The organism is Paraburkholderia sp. J8-2 (assembly GCF_905220195.1).
GTDB lineage: Bacteria > Pseudomonadota > Gammaproteobacteria > Burkholderiales > Burkholderiaceae > Paraburkholderia.
The window spans coordinates 303329-323363 of sequence record NZ_CAJMZA010000007.1; the positions used below are offsets into that span (position 1 = coordinate 303329).

The window sequence follows — 20035 nt, forward strand, 5'->3', positions numbered from 1 at the left end:
CAGCACACGATGAGCGATCGCCCCGCTTTCGCCACCCCGGCCACCCTGGCCAGCGGCTCGGCCAACATTCCCGATAGCCGTGGCATCAACTTCTACACGAGCGACCCCGGCTTCGCGCCCCTTTTGCGCGGCTATCTCGGCATCACAGCATTCAGCGCGATCGAAGCGCAGCTCGTCGCGCTCGGCCAGCGTGCCTCCGACGAACTCGACGCGCTCGCGCTGGTCGCCGACAAGCACCCGCCCACGCTCGAACAACGCACGCGCAGCGGTGAAGCGATCCAGCGCATCGACAAGCATCCCGACTACGTGGCGCTCGAACGCGTCGCCTACGCGGAGCTTGGCCTCGCGGCCATGAGCCATCGCGAGAGCGCACCCGCGCCGCTCGTCAAATACGCGCTCACCTATTTGTTCGTGCAGGCCGAGTTCGGCCTGTGCTGCCCCGTGAGCATGACCGACTCGCTCACGCGCACGCTGCGCCGTTTCGGCACGTCCGAACTCATTGCGCGCTATTTGCCGATGCTCGCCTCGCAGGACTTCGACACGCTCTACCAGGGCGCGATGTTCATGACCGAGCAGGCAGCAGGCTCGGACGTGGCGCGCATCGCCACGCGCGCCACGCACGAGCGCGGTGCAAATGGCGAGGACGCATGGCGTCTTTACGGCGACAAGTGGTTCTGCTCGAACGCCGACGCCGATCTCGCGATGGTGCTCGCGCGCCCCGACGATGCGCCGCCCGGCATCAAGGGCCTCGCCTTGTTCCTCCTGCCGAAAACGCTCCCCGACGGCACGCGCAACGCCTATCGCATCGTGCGCCTGAAGGACAAGCTCGGCAGCCGCTCGATGGCGAGCGGCGAGATCGTGCTGGAAGGCGCGCAGGCGTACCTGATCGGCGAGGTGGGCCGCGGCTTTCATCAGATGGCGGACATGATCAACATGTCGCGGCTGTCGAACGGCGTGCGCGCCGCGGGCCTCATGCGCCGCGCCGTGACCGAGGCGCTGCACGTGGCGCGCAACCGCGAGGCGTTCGGCCGCAAGCTCATCGAAATGCCGCTAATGCAGCGTCAACTGCTCAAGATGATGCTGCCCGCCGAACAGGCGCGCTCGATGTTCATGCGCATCGCCACGCTGCTCACGCGCGCCGACAAAGGAGACGAACTCGCGGCGAAATGCGTGCGCATTCTCACGCCGCTGATCAAGTTCCGCGCCTGCCGCGACGCGCGCCGCGTCACCGGCGACGCCATGGAAGTGCGCGGAGGCGTGGGCTATATCGAGGAATGGAGCGACCCGCGTCTCGTGCGCGATGCGCATCTCGGCTCGATCTGGGAAGGCACGAGCAATATCGTCGCGCTCGACGTGGCGCGCGCGGCGAAGCGCGAGGGCGCGCTCGAAGCGCTGACGCAGTACTTGCATGCGGAGCTTGCCGAAAGTGGCGTGCCTGAAGCCAGCGCAGCGCTCCTGCGCGACGTGTTCGACCGTGCCGGTGCGGCGCTCGTGAGCGTGGCCGAATGCGGCCGCGACGAATCGGTGCGCCAGGCCGCGAGTGCGCTCTATCACGCCACGACGGCGGCCATCATGACCTGTGAAGCCGCGCAGGTTTCGCAAAACACGCCTGATTACCGGCGCCTCGCGCTCGCCCATCTACTCGTGCGCCACAAGCTGCTGCCGCGCGACCCGCTCGCGCTCGACGAACGCGACGCAAGCGCCGAAACGCTGCGCGCGCTCGTGGACGAACGGGCGCTGACGCTCGAACAGGCCATGCAACTGCTCCCGGCACACTGAGGCGATGCACGATGAACACCACAAAGGAATCCGAAGCAACTACGGTGAACGGTGCGCTGCACGGCCTGCGCGTGATCGATCTGAGCCGCGTACTGGGCGGTCCGTACTGCACCCAGGCGCTCGCCGACCACGGCGCCGAAGTCATCAAGCTCGAACCGCCCGACGGCGACGAAACGCGCGGCTGGGGCCCGCCCTTCGTCGGCGATACGGCGTCGTACTACGTGGGCGTGAACCGCAACAAGCAGGGCATCGCCGTCGATCTTTCGCGCGAAGAAGGTCGCGCGATTCTCTGGCAGTTGCTCGAAGGCGCAGACGTGCTGGTCGAAAACTTCAAGCCGGGCACGCTCGCACGCTGGGGCATGGACTACGAGCGCGATCTGCGCCCGCGCTTTCCGCGCCTGATTCATTGTGCGATTTCGGGCTTCGGCCCGGACGGCCCGCTCGGTGGCCTGCCCGGCTACGATGCCGTGATTCAGGCGATGGCGGGCCTCATGAGCGTGAACGGCGAGCACGACGGCCCCGCACTGCGCATCGGCCTGCCGATCGTGGACATGGTCACGGGCCTGAACGCGCTCGCGGGCATTCTGCTCGCACTGGCCGAGCGCGAAAAGAGCGGCCTCGGGCAATCGGTGGATATCGCGCTTTACGACTGCGGCGTGTCGCTCCTGCATCCGCATCTGCCGAACTATTTCGGCAATGGCCGCACGCCGCAGCGCAGCGGCAACGCGCACCCGAACATCGCGCCCTACGACAGCTATGCCACGGGCAACGCGCCCATCTTCCTCGCGGTGGGAAACGACCGCCAGTTCGCGAAGCTCTGCGCGCACCTGGGCGTGCCCGAACTCGCAATCGACCCGCGCTTCGCCGACAACCGCAGCCGCTGCGCGCATCGGCCCGAACTGAAGGCAGCGCTAGAAGCGCGGCTTGCTGCCCATGACTGCGAGCCGCTCGCGCGCGACTTGATCCAGGCCGGCGTGCCGTGCGGCCCCGTGCAAACGGTCGACGCCGTGGCCGCGCATCCGCACACGCAGCACCGCCGCATGATCGTCGAAATGGAAGGCTATCGCGGCACGGGCGCGCCCGTGAAGCTCTCGCGCACGCCGCCGACCTATCGCACGCGTCCGCCCGCGCTCGGCGCCGACACGCGCGCCGTGATGGACGCGCTAGGCATCGACGCCGACACACAGCAACGGCTCTTCGAAGCCGGCATTGTCAAGGATTCCGAAACGACCGTAAGCGCCTAGCGTTTCATCGAACCCCAACGGAATACAGACCGGCCCAAGCCGGCTCACCCCGATCAAGGAGACATGCATGACCCGCCCCAACGGAAATTCTGCGCGCCAGCCCGCCCGCGCCTCGCTCGCCGCCTTCGTCGGCACCACCATCGAGTGGTACGACTTTTATATCTACGCCACCGCTTCGGCGCTCATCTTCGGCAAGCTGTTCTTCCCTTCCCACGAGCCGTTCTACAGCACGCTCGCCTCGTTCGGCACCTTCGCCGTGGGCTTTTTCGCGCGCCCCTTCGGCGGGCTCGTGTTCGGGCATCTGGGCGACCGCATCGGCCGCAAGAAGGCGCTCGTCGCCACGCTGTCGATCATGGGCGTCGGCACCGTCGGCATCGGCTTTTTGCCGACCTATGCGAGCGCCGGCGCACTCGCCCCGGCGCTGCTCGTGCTGCTGCGCGTAGCGCAGGGCATTGCGATTGGCGGCGAATGGGGCGGCGCGGTGCTCATGGCCGGCGAGCATGCACCCAGGGAAAAGCGCACGTTTCTCGCCTCGTTTGCGCAACTCGGCAGCCCCGCAGGCCTGATTCTGGCGCTGCTGGCGTTTCGCTTCGTCGCGCATCTCGACCGTGACGCGCTCTTTACCTGGGGCTGGCGTTTGCCGTTCATCGCGAGCGCGGTGCTGCTCGTGGTGGGTCTGCTGATTCGATCGGGCGTGGGCGAATCGCCGGAATTCGAGGCGATCAAGACGCAGCGCCGCACCGCCGCGATGCCGATCGTCGAAGTGCTGCGCGACTCGTGGCGCGTGGTGCTGCTGTGCCTCGGCGCGAACGTGATCGGCGTGGCGGGTGCGTGGTTCGTCAACACCTTCATGCTGAACTACACCACGCAAACGCTCGGGCTCGACCGCGCGCTGATTCTCGACTGCCTCTTCGTCGTCGCGTTCATCCAGCTGTTTACGCAGCTCTTTTCCGGCTGGTTTGCGCAGCGCGTGGGCGCCGGGCGCTTCCTCGTGCTGGCCGCGGCGCTGGCCATGATTTCGCCTTACCCGATGTTCGTGCTCGTCTCCACCGGTCGGCCGGTCGCGATCGTGGTTGGCATTGCGATTGCGGTGATGTGCATGAGCAGCTCGTACGCGGTGATGGCAGGTTTCATGACGAACGCGTTCCCGGTGCGCGTGCGCTACTCGGCTATTTCGATCTCCTACCAATGTTGCGCGGCGCTCGCGGGCGGTCTCACGCCGCTCGTCGGCACGCTGCTCGCGCATGACTATCCCGGGCAGTGGTGGCCGCTGGCGCTGTTTTACAGCGCGCTGGCTGCCATTTCGCTCGTGTGTATCGCGGTGCTGCAGCGTAAGCAGTCGTCGGCCACGCAAAGCGACGTGGGACTCGCGTTGCAGGATTAACGATCTCTGCTACGCGGCCGATATGATGGCCTCGATCAGCCCGTTCAGCGCAACGCGCCACGCTTCGCTGTGCGGGCCTTCAGTCAGCAGCGCGCCGACCACCTCCCGATGCAACGCGTCGCGTTGCTCGCCCGCAGGCAGAATGGCGCCGAAGCCCGCGAGCGACTGCGCGAGCGGAACGTTGACGTCCTCGCCTGCTGCGCGTGTCAACGCGCGCAGCAGGTCTTGCGCCGCTTCGGGCACGGCCGCGATCATGAGCATGCGCTCTTCCCAGATCACGAAGCGCGCCAGCCGCGCAAGCAGGCTTTCCGTTCCCGCTCCGCCCTCGGAGGCCGAGGTAAAGACCGGCGTCGTGTCGAGCCATTCGAGGAGGCGCGCGCCCTCCATCGGCTTGCCGATGACATAGCCCTGCGCGCCATCGACGCCGAGAATCGCGAGCGCATGCAGCAGGTCGAGCGTGTCGATGCCTTCGGCGAGCACGAGCCTGCCCAGCGAGTGCCCGAGACGCGTCAACTGGTAGATCACGCGCAGCGTATCGAGCGCGTCGTCGCCCTTCACCTGCACCATTTCCCGGTCGAGCTTGATCCAGTCGAACGGCAATTCGCGCAGGCGCGTGAGGCCGCTATGCCCGGCGCCGAGATCGTCCTGCGCGAGCAGCACGCCTAACTCACGGAACTTCGCGAGAATGGCGCGCTGCCCCTGACTCAACGAGAGTGATTCGTTTTCCAGAACTTCCAGCGTGAGGCGTGCAGCCGGGCAACGGTGTGCGGCGAGCGCCGTGCGGGTCGCTTCGAAATAGCGGATGTCGTTGAGCGCCGCAGGCGGCAGGTTGATCGAGACATCGAGGTCGCGGCCTTCGGCGTACCAGCGTTCACGGTCGGCGAGCGCCTGATCGATGCCGCGCGCGAAGAGCGCGAGCAGATCGTCGGAAGAGAGCGCCGAGAGAAACACGTCCGGCACGAGCAGACGCTCGCCGTCGCGCAGGCGCGCCAGCGCTTCGACCTTGGTCGCCTTGCCCGTTGCAAGGCTGAGCAGCGGCTGGTAGTGCATTTCCAGCGCGCCGGTGCGCACGAGCGCCGCCCACTGCTGACGCACGCTCACCGGCACCGCGGCGCTCAGGCCATCGCTGCCGGGTATGCGCATCGCCGCGCCGCCGAGCAACGTTTGCAGCAAATCGACGAAAGCCACCTGATCGGGCCCGACGAAGCCGCCCGGAAACGCGCTATACAAGCACAGCACGGCGAGCGGCGGCTGCCCGGGGGCAGCCAGCGGAATCGCCACCGAAGAGCGCACGCCTTCGCGCGCCGCGAGATCGCGCCACGGCGCAACGAGCGGATCGGTCTGGTAGTTGACCACGCGCTCGGGCTTGCCGCTGCGCCACGCGCGCCCAATGGCGCCCTGCCCTTGCGGATGATCGGCGCGCACGCTGATTTCCTGATCGTGCGCGGCGAGCACATTGAGCATGCCGCCTTCGGTCTTGCCGCCCGCGCCGGCCTCGAAGTGAAAAATGCCCGCTTCGTCGGGACGGCCGATGGCGCAGGCTGTCACTTCGTCGTGCGCCGCCAGTGCGGCGATCACCTGATCGATGAAGTTCGTATAGCTGCCGGCTTCCCACACGAGACGCGTGATGCGCATCAGCGCCTCCTGCTGCGAATCCTGCACGGCCTGATACGCCTTCAGTTGCCACGCGAGGTCGGAAGTCAGGCGGCGCGCATAGAGCGAGAGCTGCTGCGTGCTCACCGTGCGGCCAACGTCCGCGTAAATCAGCTCCTGCAGAATGCCGCGGCTGCGCACGAGCTCTTCCTTGTCGAGCCCGACAATGGCATGAATACGGCCAATGCGCTGCGCCATGTCTTCGTGTTCGCGCGCGGTGAGGCCGAGGTTGGCAAGGGCAAGGAGATTCTGGACCTGGCGTGCCTTCAGGTGCGCGAGTTCCGCACCCGACAGCATTTCGAGAATACGGCGGGATTTGGGCAGGCGGCCCAGTTCCTCGTAGAAGCGGTTCACCACGTGGGCCGCGTGCTCTTGCAGCGCGCCGATCAGCGTTTTCATCTTTGAGCCTTCGATATCACCGCTCTGGCGTCACGGCCCAGATGTGCAAAATGCGCAGGGTGTCACGCCAGATTCATGGCCGTTGTGGTCACTAGCAGCCGCTCGAACAGCGATTCTGGCTCGCACAGAAGGAATGATACGTCATGCGCCGCGAGCGCTTGCGCGCGGCGGCATACGGAAGGCACATGCGTGCGCCAACAGCGCTCAACGCAAACTTCAAAGCGGCGTGAGCAGCGCCTCGCCCGCGAAGTGCCGCGCCGCGTTCTCGGCGAAGTGGCGCACGGTGGCGTTGCGCACGTCGGGCGACGTGCCGGCCACATGCGGCGTGAGCACAATGTTGTCCAATTCGATGAGCGCAGCGGGTGGATGCGGCTCGCCCTCATAGACGTCGAGCCCCGCGCCGCCGAGCGTGCCCGCTTTCAGCGCGAGTGCGAGCGCGGCCGTATCGACCACGCTGCCGCGCGAAACGTTGACGAGAAAACCTTGCGGTCCCAGCGCATCGATCACGGTGCGATCGATCAGATGCTTCGTTTGCGCGCCGCCCGGCGTCGCGATCACGAGAAAGTCGCTCCATTGCGCAAGCGCCATCACGCTCGCGAAGTAACGCGCCTGAGCGCCCTCACGCGGCTTGCGGTTGTGATAGCCGAGTTCCATGTCAAAGCCCGCCGCGCGCCGCGCGACCTTCTCGCCGATGTGCCCGTAGCCGACAATGCCAAGCCGCCGCCCCGTGACCGTGGGGCGCATGGGCAGCGCGTCGCGCCAGACACCGGCGCGGCAAGCAGCGTCGAACTGCGGCACGGCGCGCACGGCCGCGAGCAGCAGCGCGAGCGCGTGGTCGGCCACGCAGTCGGCATTGACGCCCGCGCCGTTGCACAGCGCGATGCCGCGCTCGCGCGCGTGGTCGAGCGCGATGTTCTCGTGGCCCGCGCCAAGCGCGCCCGCGAGTTCGAGCGCGGGCATGCGGTCGATTTCGTCGGCGGTGAGGCCCGTCGTGCCGTTCGTGAGCACCACGCGCACGTCCTTGCCGTGCTGCGCGACCGCTTTGGCGCGCGCATCGGCGTCGGGCGCGTAGATCACATCGAATGTTTCGCCGAAAGCGGCGAGGTCTTCATCGGTCAGCACAATCAGGACCAGCAGGCGTGGCTTCATCGTTGTGTCACCCTTCTCGTTATTGTTTCGATATGCGAATCGAATGCCGCAGCGCTGGCATCACACGGCCGTCACATAGCGCGGCGGCAAGACCTCCACGCGCGGCGCGGCCGCGGCGGCTGCGGCGTCGCGCGCGCGGCGCATCTGGTCGGCGGGGCTCATGCCGAACAGGCGCTTGAATTCGCGGCTGAACTGCGACGCGCTTTCATAGCCCACGCGCGTGGCCGCCGCGCTCACGGTCAAGCCGTCGTGCGTAATGAGGAGGCGCGCATGATGCAGGCGCGTGGTCTTCACGTACTGCATGGGCGAAGTCGAGGTGACGGCCTTGAAGTGCGCATGAAAGACGGCAAGGCTCATGCCCGCCTCGGAGGCCAGCGTTTCGACGTCGAGGTCGCCGCGGTAGTCCGTGTGAATGCGCCGCAGCGCCTTCGCAATACGCCCGAAGTGGTGCTGGTGCGTGAGCGCCGCGCGAATCGCGTCGCCCTGCTCGCCCATGAGCACGCGGTAGCAGATCTCGCGCACGATCGAAGGCCCGAGAATGCGCGCCTCGTGGGACTGCGCGAGCGCTTCGAGCAAGCGCAGCACGGCGTTCGAGAGCGTGGCGTCGAGCGGCGTTGCGTAGATGCCCGAGGGTTCGGACACGGCGCGGCGCGGGTCGTCGAGCGCCATGAGCAGTTCGGCGACGGTCGTCAGATCGACGCGGATCGAGATGGCGAGAATCGGCTTCTCGGGGCTCGCCTCGGTCTCGCACTCGAACGGCATCGGCACCGAGAGGACCAGATATTGCTGGGCGTCGTAGACGAAGACCTGGTCGCCGAGAAAGCCGCGCTTGCGGCCCTGGCAGACGATGAAGATGCTCGGTTCGTACATGACCGGCCGGCGCGGGTGGCTTTCGCTGCCGCGGTAGAGCCGCACGCCTTCGACCGGCGTGTCGTGCACGCCGTCGCGCTGCGTGAGTTGCATGAGCAGGTCGACCGTGCGCGCCTGCGTGGCGGCCGCCGGCGCGATAGCCGCCGCCGCGAGGGTTTTGACGTAGCCCATATCGGTTGTGCCCCAAAAGATGAAATCAGGCAGAGAAACAGGCTTGCCAATCTATCACCGAACCGGTGGATGTGCTGCGCGCCAGGAGAATCAGGCAAGTCTTCGATAGCTTCAGGTATTCCCTGGGTGGGCCCCGATCCTTACGATGGGAACCCTGCCGCAACACCCACGCACCAGAGGAGAGCAAACCCATGTACCCAACTTACGGATATGCCGCCCGCGACGCCGCGTCGCCGCTCGCCCCGTTCGAATTCCAGCGCCGCGACCTGCGCGAACTCGACGTTCGTATCGACGTGCTGTTCTGCGGCGTGTGCCACTCCGACCTGCACCAGGCGCGCGACGAATGGCGCAACACGATCTACCCGGTCGTGCCGGGCCACGAGATCGTCGGCCGCGTGGCCGAGGTTGGCAACGGCGTCACGAAGTACAAGGTGGGCGAACTCGTTGGCGTGGGCTGTCTCGTCGACTCGTGCCGCACCTGCCCGAGTTGCGCCGAAGGCCTCGAACAGTATTGCGAGAACGGCTTTGTCGGCACCTATAACGGCACCGACCGCGTGAGCGGCGACGTGACCTACGGCGGCTACTCCACGCAGCTCGTGGTGGACGAAGCGTTCGTGCTGCGCGTGCCCGAAAACCTCGAACTGGCCGCCGTCGCGCCGCTTTTGTGCGCAGGTATCACGACGTACTCGCCGCTGCGCACGTGGGGCGCGGGTCCCGGCAAGAAGGTCGGCATCGTGGGTCTCGGCGGCCTCGGCCACATGGGCGTGAAGCTCGCGCATGCCATGGGCGCGCATGTGGTGCTGTTCACCACGTCGCCCTCGAAGATCGAAGACGGCAAGCGCCTGGGCGCCGACGAAGTCGTGATTTCGAAAGACCCGGAGCAAATGGCGAAGCACGCCAACAGCTTCGACCTGATCGTGAACACGGTGGCCGCGCAGCACGACCTCAACCCGTTCATCGAGCTGCTGCGCCGTGACGGCACGATGACGCTGGTGGGTGCGCCCGAGCACGATCACCCGTCGCCGCAAGTGTTCAACCTGATCATGAAGCGCCGCCGTCTGGCTGGCTCGCTGATCGGCGGTATTGCAGAGACCCAGGAAATGCTGGACTTCTGCGGCAAGCATGGCATTACGTCGGATATCGAAATGATCAAGATGCAGGACATCAACAACGCCTACGAGCGCATGCTCAAGAGCGATGTGAAGTACCGCTTCGTGATCGACCTCGATTCGCTGCGCAAGTAACTCGCAACTGGCGCGCAAGCATCGCGCGGGCCACACGCACCGCTCGCACTGCGCATTCAGACGTAACACCCTGCCCCGCCGGGCCATCCATTCCGGATGGCCCGCCAGCCCTTCCCCTTCGAGGCCTTCTTTTTCGGCCTCCCGTAGTCGAGCCGGCGCCCGCGTGCGCCGCCATCCAATCGTCATCGCTGTTTAACCGCTGAGCGTCGCTTTCCGCGAGACGCCGGCACCGCGAAGCGCATTCATCGCTACGCGGCTCACCCATTTTCTGCAGCAGCGCGGATTTCGTTCAAGCCTCAAGCCCATCGTTAGGAGCTCGCCCGTGATCGACCGCATCCAGGCGATGCGCACGTTCGTGCGCATCGTCGACACCAATAGCTTCACCAAAGCCGCGCAGTCGCTGGATATGCCGCGCGCCAGCGCCACCACGCTGATGCAAAACCTCGAATCGCTGCTCGGCACGCAGTTGCTCGTGCGCACCACGCGGCGTCTTTCGCTCACGCCCGAAGGCGCTGCGTATTACGAGCGCGCCGCGCAGATTCTCGCCGACATCGACGATGCCGAAGCGAGCGTGCGCCAGACGCCTGGCGCGATCGGCGGCCGCTTGCGCGTGGAGATGCCGGGCCTCATCGCCAACGCGATCGTGCTGCCCGCGCTCGACGACTTCCACGCGCGCCACCCGCAGATCGACCTCGTGATCGGCGTGAGCCTGCGTAACGTCGACCTCGTCGGCGAAGGCGTGGACTGCAGCATCCAGTTGGGCGAGCTGCCCGACTCGGGGCTCGCGGCGCGGCGCCTCGGCGTGCTCGAGCACGTGACCTGCGCGAGCCCTGCGTACCTCGAGCGGCACGGCGCGCCGCAAACGCTCGACGATCTCGCGCAGCACCCGGTCGTGAACTTCCTCTCGCCGCTCACGGGCCGCCCGTTCGAGTTCGACTTCGAGGTGGATGGCAGCCCGACCAAGGTGAAGGTGGACGGCTTCGTGCATGTTTCCGACGAGTTCGCCTACCTGACCTGCGGCCTGCAGGGCTATGGCCTGATCCAGCCGCCGCTGCTCGCGGCGCAGCCATACCTGGACAGCGGCGCGCTGCTGGAGGTGCTGCCGCAGTGGAAGCCGCTGCCCACACCGGTTTCGGTGGCGTTCGTGAAGTCGCGCCAGTTGTCGCCGCGCGTGCGCGTGTTCGTGGACTGGCTCGCGGAGCTGTTTGCGGACGCGGGTGCGATCAACCGCGACCTGTCGCGCGTACAGCAGTTATTGGGCGGCCTGCAGCCGGCCCCGGCCTGAAGCAGGCGCGCGTTCAGCGCGGCCGGGTGAGCGCCATGCCCCGCCGCGCGTGAAAACGCGCGACCGTCTCGTAGGGCAGCCACGCATCCGCCTGATACGGCGCGATGCCCGATGGATTGTGGAACCAGACGCCGCCGTCACCGCGACCGTGCAGCAGGATCAGGTGGCCGCCCTGGCCAGGATTGACCCGCTCGGGGTAGCGGATCTCGGGGCTCACGGAGACGATGGCGAGCGTTTGCGCATCGATGCGCGCGGCGCTCGCCTCGATGCCCTCATCGATCATCACTTCCACGCGCACGCCGAACGCGGCTTCCACCCATCCGGCGAACGGGCGGTAGATCAACCCGTCCACGCCGCCGTCTTCACGCACGCGATAGACGCCGTGCCGCAACGCCTCTTCGAGCAGCTGCGCGCGCGGCGCATGCGCGACGCCCCAATAGTCGAGCGCCGATTCGAGGCAGGTCAGGCCGCACAGGCGCTTCGCCCAGAAGCGATAGGCATCGGCCTGCGTGAAGCCGCTCGCGCGCCAGTGCGGGTCCTCGCACGGGTCGGCGCCGCGCTCGACGATGGGCGCCACCCAGTCGGCGCTGCCCCACTGGCTGTAATACGGCACGCCTTCATGGCGCCATGTCCTGCCGTTGCACACCTCGCTCAAACGATACCCCTCAATGTAGTAAGGTTGATTGGCCATGCGCGAACGCGCGGCGTTAAAAATCGTGCATCTTCCCGCAATGTCGCGAATATCGTAAGCACCGCGTAAACGGAGCCGAATAAACGCTTACATTCCCGTTATTCAGCGCCAACTTACATTTAGCTAAAATAGCGCCGTCTTTTGGTATTTGATGCGATTAGAATAGCGTGCTCCCGTGTGCAGCTTGCGCGAGGTCCAGTCATACTGGCCTCACGGCGCCACGGCATGATCTATCAGAAACTGAATCTACGAGTCCCCCCTTTTGAGCAGTATGTCGAACGTTGCCTACACAACCGACTCGGCGTCGGTCGCGGAGCGCGTACGCGAGCTGATGAGCCGTCACGGCATTGGCAAGCGTCAGCAAACGACCGAGCTGTGCCGGATTCTTGACCTGAGCTTTTCGCAAGGGCACCGCAAGCTGCGCGGGAACAGCCCGTGGACGCTCGCGCAGATCAAGAAAGTGGCTGAAGCGTTCGGCGAACCTGCGGGCCAGTTGTTCGGCGCGCAGTTGCTCGACCCCGGCATGGTCGGCGCGAGCGCTCAGGAGGCGACGCTCTGCGTGAGCGCGGCCGAGCTGCCGTGCACCGCGTGGATTGGCGCACCGGTCGAGGCGGGCAGCCGCCCCGACTTCGTCGCCTACGAAAAGCTGGGGCAGTGGCGCGTCGTGCGTCCGGACGGGGCGCTCTACCAGAACGCGCGCGAAGTCCACAAGATCGAGATCTACCCGCGCCGCGCCGAGTCCGACAAGCCGCTCATCGCCGTCGTGGACGACGACCAGTCGTCCGCCGACAACCTGCGCGACTACCTCGAGCACAGCGGTTACGCGGCGCTCGCGCTCTATGGTCTCGCGGCATTCAACGAAGCGCTCGAGAACAATGTGTTCGACGGCGTGGTGATCGACTGGCTGTTCGGCAGCCAGACCGCCGCTGAGGCGATCCGCAGCATACGCGGGTCCGAGAACCCTGATGCGCCTATTTTCGTGCTGACCGGCGAGCTGCTGACCGGCAAGGCCAGCGAGTCGGAGATCAGCCAGGTCGTGCGGCACTACAACGTGGCGTGCTATGAAAAACCAGCGCGCATGGCGATTCTCGTTGCCGATCTTTCCAAGCGGCTCAATCGCGGGTGAGGGCTGCTCGGCGCAGCGTTTTTGTTTGTTGCGGTTCCTCGCTGCTTTGGCCTTTCCTTGTTTTCGCGGCGGTATGCCAGCGAACACAAGGAAAGCCCAAAGCGGCAAGAGGCACAATTCAAGCCGCGGCCCGAGGCACACTCAGCGCCCGCTGCAACGCCGCACGCAGCACCTCGTAATGCACCGGCTTCGTGAGCCGGTCGAAAAACGGCGCGCCCTCGCCGCCCGAGGCGCCAGCATGATCCCCAATCGCCGCGAGCCCCGCCACATCGGCGCTCACCGCGATCACGCGCGGCTGCCCGAGCACATCCTGCGCGGTTAGAAGCCCCGCGACGAAATCGTACCCGTCGCGCCCCGGCATATGCAGATCGAGCAGCACGACATCGCACGCCTCGTGGGCGAGCAGCCCAAGCGCGCTGTCGGCATCGCCGGCCGCGAGCGCGCGGTAGCCCATATGCGCCACCATCTCGCATAGCGAATCGCGCACGAGCGGGTTGTCGTCCACGACGAGCACCTGCGGCAGCGCCCGCACAGGCAGCGCCGCTTCGGCCACGGCCGCGGGCGCCGGCGGCTCGACCGGCGTGACGGGAATGCGCACGGTGAAGGTCGTGCCTTTACCCACTCGGCTTTGCGTCTCGATCGTGCCGCCGAACAGCTCGACGAGGCCCCGCACGATCGCGAGGCCCATGCCCGCGCCCTCGTAGCGCCGCGAGCGCGACGTGTCGAGCTGCGTGAACTCCTTGAAGATGAGCGGTATCTGGTCCGCCGCCACACCCGGCCCCGTGTCGCCAACGACGATCACGAGCGTGTCGCCGCCTGCCGGCCGCACGGCTCCTTCCTCGCCATTCAAAGGCCGCGCGGCCCGCGCGGGCGCCTGCAGCCAGAATTCGAGCCGCACCTTGCCGCGCTCCGTGTAGCGGATCGCGTTCGTGACGAGGTTGCCGGCGATCTGGCGGATGCGGTGCGGGTCGGCCACCACCCGCCGCTGCGGTCCCACCCACGCATGCTCGAACGCGAGCCCGCGCGAGCGCGCGGCCTGCTCGTTTTCGTCGACAATCGACTGCAGCAGTTCGCGCGGCTCGAACTCTTCCTGACGCAATTCGAGCTTGCCCGCGCCAAGGCGCGCGTAGTCGGTGAGATCCTTCATCTGCGCTTCGAGCTGGCGTGCGGCGGTTTCGAGGCGATGGATCACCTTGCGGTCCGCTTCCGAATGCGAGTTGAAGCCGAGCAGTTCGATCGACGAAACGATTGCGTGCAGCGGCGTGCGCAGTTCGTGGCTGATCATGCCAAGGAAGGCGTCCTTCGCCATGCTCGCCTCGCGCGCGGCGCGGCTCGCCTGGTGCTCGGCTTCGAGCGCCGCGCGCTGCTGGTCGAGGAGCCGGGTGCGCCGGTAGCCGTTCATCACGAGCAGCACGCCCGCCGCCGCCGAAAGCACGAGCAGCACGAGCCCCGACGCAAACAGTTCGCGCCGCTTGGCGATGAAATCGTGCCGGATCGCCTCGCGCTCGGTCACGTCGGCGAAACGCCGGTTCAGCGCCAGGTCGGTCACCTGGGTCCAGTGCAGGTCGAGCGCCTTGAGCATCGGCACCGCGCGTTCGGGGTTGTCCGAGAGCGTCGCGATTTCGGCTTCGAACGGGGAAATGGTCGCGGCCAGAATGGCGAGATCGGCGTCCTGGCGCCGCTTCAAACCCGGCGTGGAGTCGAGCGACAGCGTCGAGCCCTTCATCACGTTGAGCTTCGACTGCAGCACTTCATAGCGCAGCCGCACTTTGTCGAGATCGCGGTCGATGCCGTCCGCGAACATCAGCAACTGGCTCTCGAAGCGCGCGTAGGCAATCTGCAGCTGCGCGGCGTCCCAGTACAGGCCGTCGTAATTGCCCGTGATGCGCTGCACGACCTGCGGGTTGAGCAGGTTCGCATAAAGCAGATAGCCGACCGCCACCACGGGCGGCGCCAACGCCGCCATCCAGATGATCGCCTGCAGCAGGCGTCGCAAGGGTCGTCGCATCAGCCGCCAGTCACCGCTTGATCGTCATTGACTTGATCTGCCACGCGAACTTCGCGTCGCCGGCCGCGCCATCCAGCTCGAGCGGATGCTGGTCGCGTGGATAAATCAGGAACAACGGGCCGAAATTACTCACCTTCAGGCGCTGGCCGTTCATCTCGTAGGCCACCACCACGCCATAGCGCGCGGCGTCGGCCACGGGCACCACGCAGGTGTAGTCGTCGAGCGTGTGGATCTCGATCTGGCTGCCGTAGGCGCCCACCGTTTTGAGCACGTCCGAGAGCAGCGGGCCCGTGAAGGTCGAGCGCGGCGTCCAGGTCGTGGCCGTCGTGATCGAATGCGCAGGCAGCGCAAGCAGCTGCGCCTCAGTAAAGTGATACGCCGTGTGGGCCGCGTTGTTGGTCACGCGCACCTCGCCGTCCACGTCGAGCGAGAGCGAACCCGCAGAACCCGCCGCCTGCGCCGCATGTGCAAACTGCACGAACGGCAACAGAGCGCCCGCGAGCGCGAACCCCGCCACGGCGGCCCAGCGCCGCCAGCCTGGCCATCCCATCCCATGCCACATCTTGCCCGAGCCCTTTCGCGCGATGATTCGCGTCGTTGTCGTGTGTCTTTGCGCGGCGCTGCGCCGCGTTTTTCTGCTGCTGGTCCCGCCATTTCCCGCGGCTTCCCGCTTCCTCCACCCGCCATGCCAGCAGGCGCTGGTGAGCATAGGCATAATATCGTCAAACATTGCGCTGACAATAGCCGTCTTTTTCTCGCACGCCGCTATCGGAAACGCGCGTTGTGCATTTGCCGCACATTTGCCTGGCACGCGCTTCGTCACTCATTTCAACCCATGGATAAACCTGTCGTTCCGCTCACCTACGAACAGCTCGATCACTGGGTCGAGTCGCTGCAACCGGCGCTGATCGCTGAGGAATTCGACCTCGTGGTCGGCATTTTGCGCGGCGGCGCGCCGCTCGCGCTGATGGTTTCGCACGCAACGGGCGCGGGTGTCGCGTTCCTGCGCTATGACCGCGCCACGCGCGAAGTGCGCTGGGACTCCACGTTGCCGCTGCCCGAGCCGGGCGCGAAAGTGCTGCTGTGCGAGGACATCGCGGGGCGCGGCCATACGCTCGTGGACTGCATCGCGTTTCTGAGCGAGCACGGGCTCGTCGTGCGCACGCTCACCGGCGCCTATGACGACCTCAGCCGCTTGCGCCCCGATTATTCGATCGATGCAAGCGGCTATTTCGCGCTCTTCCCGTGGGAGCGCCAGGCCTACACCGACCGCTACCGCGCCGACTGGATTCGCGAAGGCGACGGCGAGGGCACGCGCATGGCCGACGACCACGAGTACGCCGTCTACGCGATCGATCTCGACGGCGTCCTGCTCCCCGACATTCCGGTTGCGCGCTACGACGAAGACCTCGTCGCCGCGCTCGCCGAGCGCGATGAACTGGTGCCGTTCGAGCGCCTGCCCGGCATCGACCTGAAGCGCGCGCGCGCGATCATCACGGGGCGTCCCGAGATCGACCGCGAGCGCACACTCGCCTGGCTCGAGCGTCACGGCTTCGGGCACCTCGAACTGATCATGCGCCGGCCGGACGAGCACGACGACACGGCCGCAGCCGTGGCGGCGCACAAGGCCGCCGCGGCCATTCGCAGCGGCGTCACGCACTTCATCGAGAGCGATCCGGTCCAGGCCATCCTGATCGCCCAGAGTGCGCCGCTGTTGCGCGTGATCTGGTGGAACGCCCACGCGCGCACGGGCACGCTGATCGGCGCCTCGGCCTGGAGCTGAGCGAGAACGCCGTCACGCGTGGCCGCGCTGGCCCTCGATGAAGCGCGCGGCGCGCGGCGACGCCACCACGATGAGCTTCATGGCCGCGCGCGTCGCGCCAACGAAGAGCTTGCGCGCGGCGCGCTCGTCGAATGCCTCGAATTCCACCTCGGTCAGGATCACGCACGGTGCGGACTGCCCCTTGAAGCGGTAGATCGAATCGAGCAGCACGTCGCCTTCGCGGTACTGCGGATTGCCGAACAGGTCGTACTGGCCCGTGAAGCTGCGCAGCCGGTGCGGGCCGAGCTGGTCGAGCGCCGTGAAAAGCGAATGCTCGCGCCCGCGATAAGACAGCACAACGATGTCCTGCTTGCGAAAGCCGAGCGAGAGCGCCTGCGTGATCGCGCGTTTGGTCGCCAGAACCACGCCGGGCTCGGCGCCAGGTTCGGCTTCGCGCTCGTCCCAGCTCGCCACTGTCACATCGGAGCCATCGAACGGACTGCCCGCGGCAAGCTGCGCGATGGCGGGCACAGTCGGTCCGGCCACGTCGCGCAGGAACGCGAGGATGTCGCGCGGGCTGCGGTAGTTCGTGTTCTCGCGCAGCACGGTCCAGCCCGCCAGCGCGAGCGGCTCGCGCACGTACAGGTTCTGCAGCGGATCTTCGAGCCACCACCACGCAGCGTCTGGCCGCAACAGACGCTCGAGCGCACCGACCCACGGTTGCTGAAAATCCTGCCCCTCGTCGACGATCAGCACGTCGAACTGCCAGCGCCCGGCTATCGGCATCTCGCCGAAGCGCCGCACGAGCTCGTCGAATGCGCCGGGGCTGTCGAAATCGGGCACGTGGCCGCCGTCGCGCGCGACCCAGTCGCACAGCTGGTGATAGGTCGCCACCTTCGCTTCGGGCGGCGCGAGTTGCGCGATGTGATCCGCGAGCGGCCGGTTGAAGCACACGTACAGCGTGCGCGCACCGCGCGCCACGGCGTCCTTCATGACCTGCACGGCCAGTTGCGTCTTGCCCGAGCCCGCTGTGCCGATTACACGCAGCCGGAACGGCGCGAACTCGAGCCGGCGCGCCCACGTGGCGAGGCCGCCCGCGAGCCGCGTGACGAGCGTGTCCGCCGCGCCGACCAGTGCGCTGGTGTCGGGCGTGAGCGACAGTTCGTCGGCGAGAAAGTGATGGATTTTCGCGGCGCACGGCAGGCGCGGCTCGTCGGCGGGCATGGCTTCCAGCACGATGGCGGCGAGCTGCGTCTTGCGCGTGGCGTCGACGATGCGCGCGGGATTCACCCCCGCGATCGCCGGCTCGCGCACCACGTGGTCAGGGCAGTAGAACAGCTCTTCGAGCACGTAGGTGCCGGCGCCGAACGTTGCGGTGAAGCGCCGGTGCAGCCCTTCGACGGTGCGCGCGAGCGCGATCGCCACGTTGCGCTCGGTCTGCATGTAGGCCTTGACGAGCCCGCCCGGCGTTTCGCGCAGAAAGCCCGTTTTCTGCTCGACGATCATCACGCGGCCGGCCGGACTCACGATCACGAAATCGGCCTCGCCGAAGACCGAAAAGCCTTCGGAAAGACGCGTCCAGTGCACGCCGTGATAGACGGTGTAGCCGTTGGGCAAACCGCGTGCGAGCGCGGCGAGCGTTTCGCGCTCGCGCGCGGCGGCGCCGGTGGCTTCGAGATGCTGCCAGTCGTCGGGGACAATGCGGGCCATAAGCGGGTCTCGGGCGTACGTTGGGTGCGAGGCGGCGCGACCGCGCGGGAAATCGAGGGAGCGGTGCCGCACGAATTGGACGCGGCGGGGGAACGCGAGGCGCTGCGCAGCGCCTATTCTACGAAATGCATGGCGGCGCAAAAAACCGCGCGAGAATCGTGTATCGTGGCGGCCTGCGCCAGGCTTGACCCCCTTTCCCCTTGCAAGGAGTACGCGCCAGATGATCACGATCTGGGGACGCGCCAATTCGGTGAATGTCCAGAAAGTCCTGTGGTGTTGCGATGAACTCGTCCTGCCGTTCCAGCGCATCGACGCGGGCGGCCCGTTCGGGCATCTCAACGAGCCTTCCTATCTCGCCATGAATCCGAACGGCAAGATCCCGACGATCTCGGACGGCAATTTCGTGCTGTGGGAGTCGAACGCGATCCTGCGCTATCTGGCGATGGAGTACGGTCCCTCGAGCCTGCTCTACCCGACCGACCCGAAGGTGCGCGCCTCGATCGAGCGCTGGCTCGACTGGTCGATGAGCACGCTCGCGCCCGCCGAGCGCCCGGTGTTTCTCGCGCTCGTGCGCACGCCGCCGGAGAAGCGCGACACCGCAAAGATCGCAGCCGATCTCGATCAGCTGACGCCGCTGTGGAGGCTGCTCGACCACCACCTGCAAGGCCGCTTCTTCCTCGAAAACGAGCGCTTCTCGCTCGCGGACATCGTGCTCGGCGCGTACGCACGGCGCTGGTTCGGGCTCGAAGGTGTGGAGCGCGAGCCGCTGCCGAACCTCGAACGCTGGTATCAGCGCATTGCGCAGCGCCAGGGCTTCCGCAAGTACATCGATCTGCCGCTCACCTGAGCGGCCACTCCAGGACGGCGCGGGCGGCCCGGCGGCGCGCCCCGTATAATCGCAAGCATGAAGACAGCAAAACCGTCCCCGGACGCCTCCGCCTTGCACAGTCACACGCACGGCGAGACGCACGACCACGATCACGGCCACTCGCACGGCGCCCAAGGCGCAACGCTTGAGTCCGCGCTCGCGATGGCCGAGGCCTATTGCCGCGAGCGCGGCGAAAAGCTCACGCCGATCCGCCGCAAGGTGCTGGAACTGCTGCTCGCCTCGGGACGCGCCACCAAGGCGTATTCGCTGCTCGACGAAATGCGCCAGATCCATCCGGGTTCGGCGCCGCCCACGGTCTACCGGGCGCTCGATTTCCTGCTTTCGGCTGGACTGATTCACCGCATCGAGTCGATCAACGCGTTCGCCGTTTGCCACGACCTCACGCAGTGCCAGCACGGCATTCTCGTGGTGTGCCAGCAGTGCGGCAACGTCACCGAGCTGCACGAACCGAAGCTGCGCCAGGCGCTCGTTGCGCAGATCGAGGCCGCGGGTTACCGGCTCGCCGGCGACGGGATCGAGCTAAAGGGACTCTGCGCGCAATGCCAGGAGAGTCAGGCAAATCAGCCGAATCAGGCTGGCAAGCCCGCGCAGCCAGGCGCCGCTGCCGCGCCCGAAGCGGCGCAGTCCTCGTCCGTTAGCTAACCGTTATTGCCCGCCGTTGCGCGCGGGCA

At 66.8% G+C, this 20035-nt stretch carries 16 protein-coding genes; 9 read left to right on the forward strand and 7 right to left on the reverse strand.

Annotated elements, in window-relative coordinates; genetic code table 11:
* Positions 1-9: 9 nt before the first annotated feature.
* From U5A52_RS18820 to U5A52_RS18830, 3 genes are all read left to right on the forward strand, one after another.
* Positions 10-1779: an acyl-CoA dehydrogenase family protein gene (locus tag U5A52_RS18820; protein ID WP_321935778.1), complete on the forward strand. Its 1770-nt coding sequence runs from the start codon at positions 10-12 to the stop codon at positions 1777-1779.
* A gap of 11 nt (positions 1780-1790) precedes the next feature.
* Positions 1791-3023: a CoA transferase gene (locus U5A52_RS18825; protein ID WP_321935779.1), complete on the forward strand. Its 1233-nt coding sequence runs from the start codon at positions 1791-1793 to the stop codon at positions 3021-3023.
* 67 nt (positions 3024-3090) lie between these two features.
* Positions 3091-4407, forward strand: coding sequence for an MFS transporter (locus tag U5A52_RS18830; RefSeq protein ID WP_321910443.1), 1317 nt, complete (start codon positions 3091-3093; stop codon positions 4405-4407).
* Positions 4408-4416: 9 nt separating this feature from the next.
* Here the strand turns inward: U5A52_RS18830 and U5A52_RS18835 are convergent, their stop codons facing one another.
* The 3 genes from U5A52_RS18835 to U5A52_RS18845 all read right to left on the reverse strand — a co-directional run bounded on the left by U5A52_RS18835 (position 4417) and on the right by U5A52_RS18845 (position 8649).
* Positions 4417-6459, reverse strand: a complete 2043-nt coding sequence (locus U5A52_RS18835) for an EAL domain-containing protein (protein WP_321935780.1) — start codon at positions 6457-6459, stop codon at positions 4417-4419.
* Between the two features lie 216 nt (positions 6460-6675).
* Positions 6676-7608 (reverse strand): 2-hydroxyacid dehydrogenase, encoded by a 933-nt coding sequence (locus tag U5A52_RS18840; RefSeq protein WP_321935781.1) that lies wholly within the window; start codon positions 7606-7608, stop codon positions 6676-6678.
* 60 nt (positions 7609-7668) lie between these two features.
* The gene (locus U5A52_RS18845; protein ID WP_321935782.1) at positions 7669-8649 is read right to left on the reverse strand and encodes an AraC family transcriptional regulator; all 981 of its coding nucleotides are present in this window, start codon (positions 8647-8649) and stop codon (positions 7669-7671) included.
* Positions 8650-8840: 191 nt separating this feature from the next.
* Between U5A52_RS18845 and U5A52_RS18850 the strand changes: the two genes are divergently transcribed.
* Both U5A52_RS18850 and U5A52_RS18855 read left to right on the forward strand, forming a co-directional pair.
* Positions 8841-9893 (forward strand): NAD(P)-dependent alcohol dehydrogenase, encoded by a 1053-nt coding sequence (locus U5A52_RS18850; RefSeq protein ID WP_321910438.1) that lies wholly within the window; start codon positions 8841-8843, stop codon positions 9891-9893.
* Positions 9894-10215: 322 nt separating this feature from the next.
* Positions 10216-11178: a LysR family transcriptional regulator gene (locus U5A52_RS18855; RefSeq protein ID WP_321910436.1), complete on the forward strand. Its 963-nt coding sequence runs from the start codon at positions 10216-10218 to the stop codon at positions 11176-11178.
* A gap of 13 nt (positions 11179-11191) precedes the next feature.
* Here U5A52_RS18855 and U5A52_RS18860 read toward each other — a convergent pair whose 3' ends face one another.
* On the reverse strand, positions 11192-11869 hold the full coding sequence (locus tag U5A52_RS18860; protein ID WP_321935783.1) for a C39 family peptidase: 678 nt from the start codon (positions 11867-11869) through the stop codon (positions 11192-11194).
* Positions 11870-12140: 271 nt separating this feature from the next.
* Here U5A52_RS18860 and U5A52_RS18865 point away from each other — a divergent pair, with 271 nt between their 5' ends.
* A complete protein-coding gene (locus U5A52_RS18865) occupies positions 12141-12995 on the forward strand; it encodes a helix-turn-helix domain-containing protein (RefSeq protein ID WP_321910432.1) in 855 nt (284 codons plus the stop codon).
* A 118-nt stretch (positions 12996-13113) separates the two neighbouring features.
* On the opposite strand, the gene U5A52_RS18870 is transcribed toward U5A52_RS18865, so the two are convergent.
* Positions 13114-15003: a hybrid sensor histidine kinase/response regulator gene (locus tag U5A52_RS18870; RefSeq protein WP_321935784.1), complete on the reverse strand. Its 1890-nt coding sequence runs from the start codon at positions 15001-15003 to the stop codon at positions 13114-13116.
* 10 nt (positions 15004-15013) lie between these two features.
* Positions 15014-15553, reverse strand: coding sequence for a molybdopterin-dependent oxidoreductase (locus U5A52_RS18875; protein WP_321935785.1), 540 nt, complete (start codon positions 15551-15553; stop codon positions 15014-15016).
* Between the two features lie 285 nt (positions 15554-15838).
* Between U5A52_RS18875 and U5A52_RS18880 the strand changes: the two genes are divergently transcribed.
* Entirely contained in the window at positions 15839-16786 is a 948-nt protein-coding gene (locus U5A52_RS18880) for a phosphoribosyltransferase (RefSeq protein WP_321935786.1), read from the forward strand.
* Positions 16787-16798: 12 nt separating this feature from the next.
* On the opposite strand, the gene U5A52_RS18885 is transcribed toward U5A52_RS18880, so the two are convergent.
* Positions 16799-18475, reverse strand: a complete 1677-nt coding sequence (locus tag U5A52_RS18885) for an ATP-dependent helicase (RefSeq protein ID WP_321935787.1) — start codon at positions 18473-18475, stop codon at positions 16799-16801.
* 220 nt (positions 18476-18695) lie between these two features.
* On the opposite strand from U5A52_RS18885, the gene U5A52_RS18890 reads away from it, so the two are divergent.
* Complete coding sequence (locus U5A52_RS18890) at positions 18696-19322, forward strand: glutathione S-transferase (RefSeq protein WP_321916886.1); 627 nt, start codon at positions 18696-18698, stop codon at positions 19320-19322.
* Between the two features lie 57 nt (positions 19323-19379).
* The gene (locus U5A52_RS18895) at positions 19380-20006 is read left to right on the forward strand and encodes a Fur family transcriptional regulator (RefSeq protein WP_321916884.1); all 627 of its coding nucleotides are present in this window, start codon (positions 19380-19382) and stop codon (positions 20004-20006) included.
* The last annotated feature ends 29 nt before the right edge of the window (positions 20007-20035 follow it).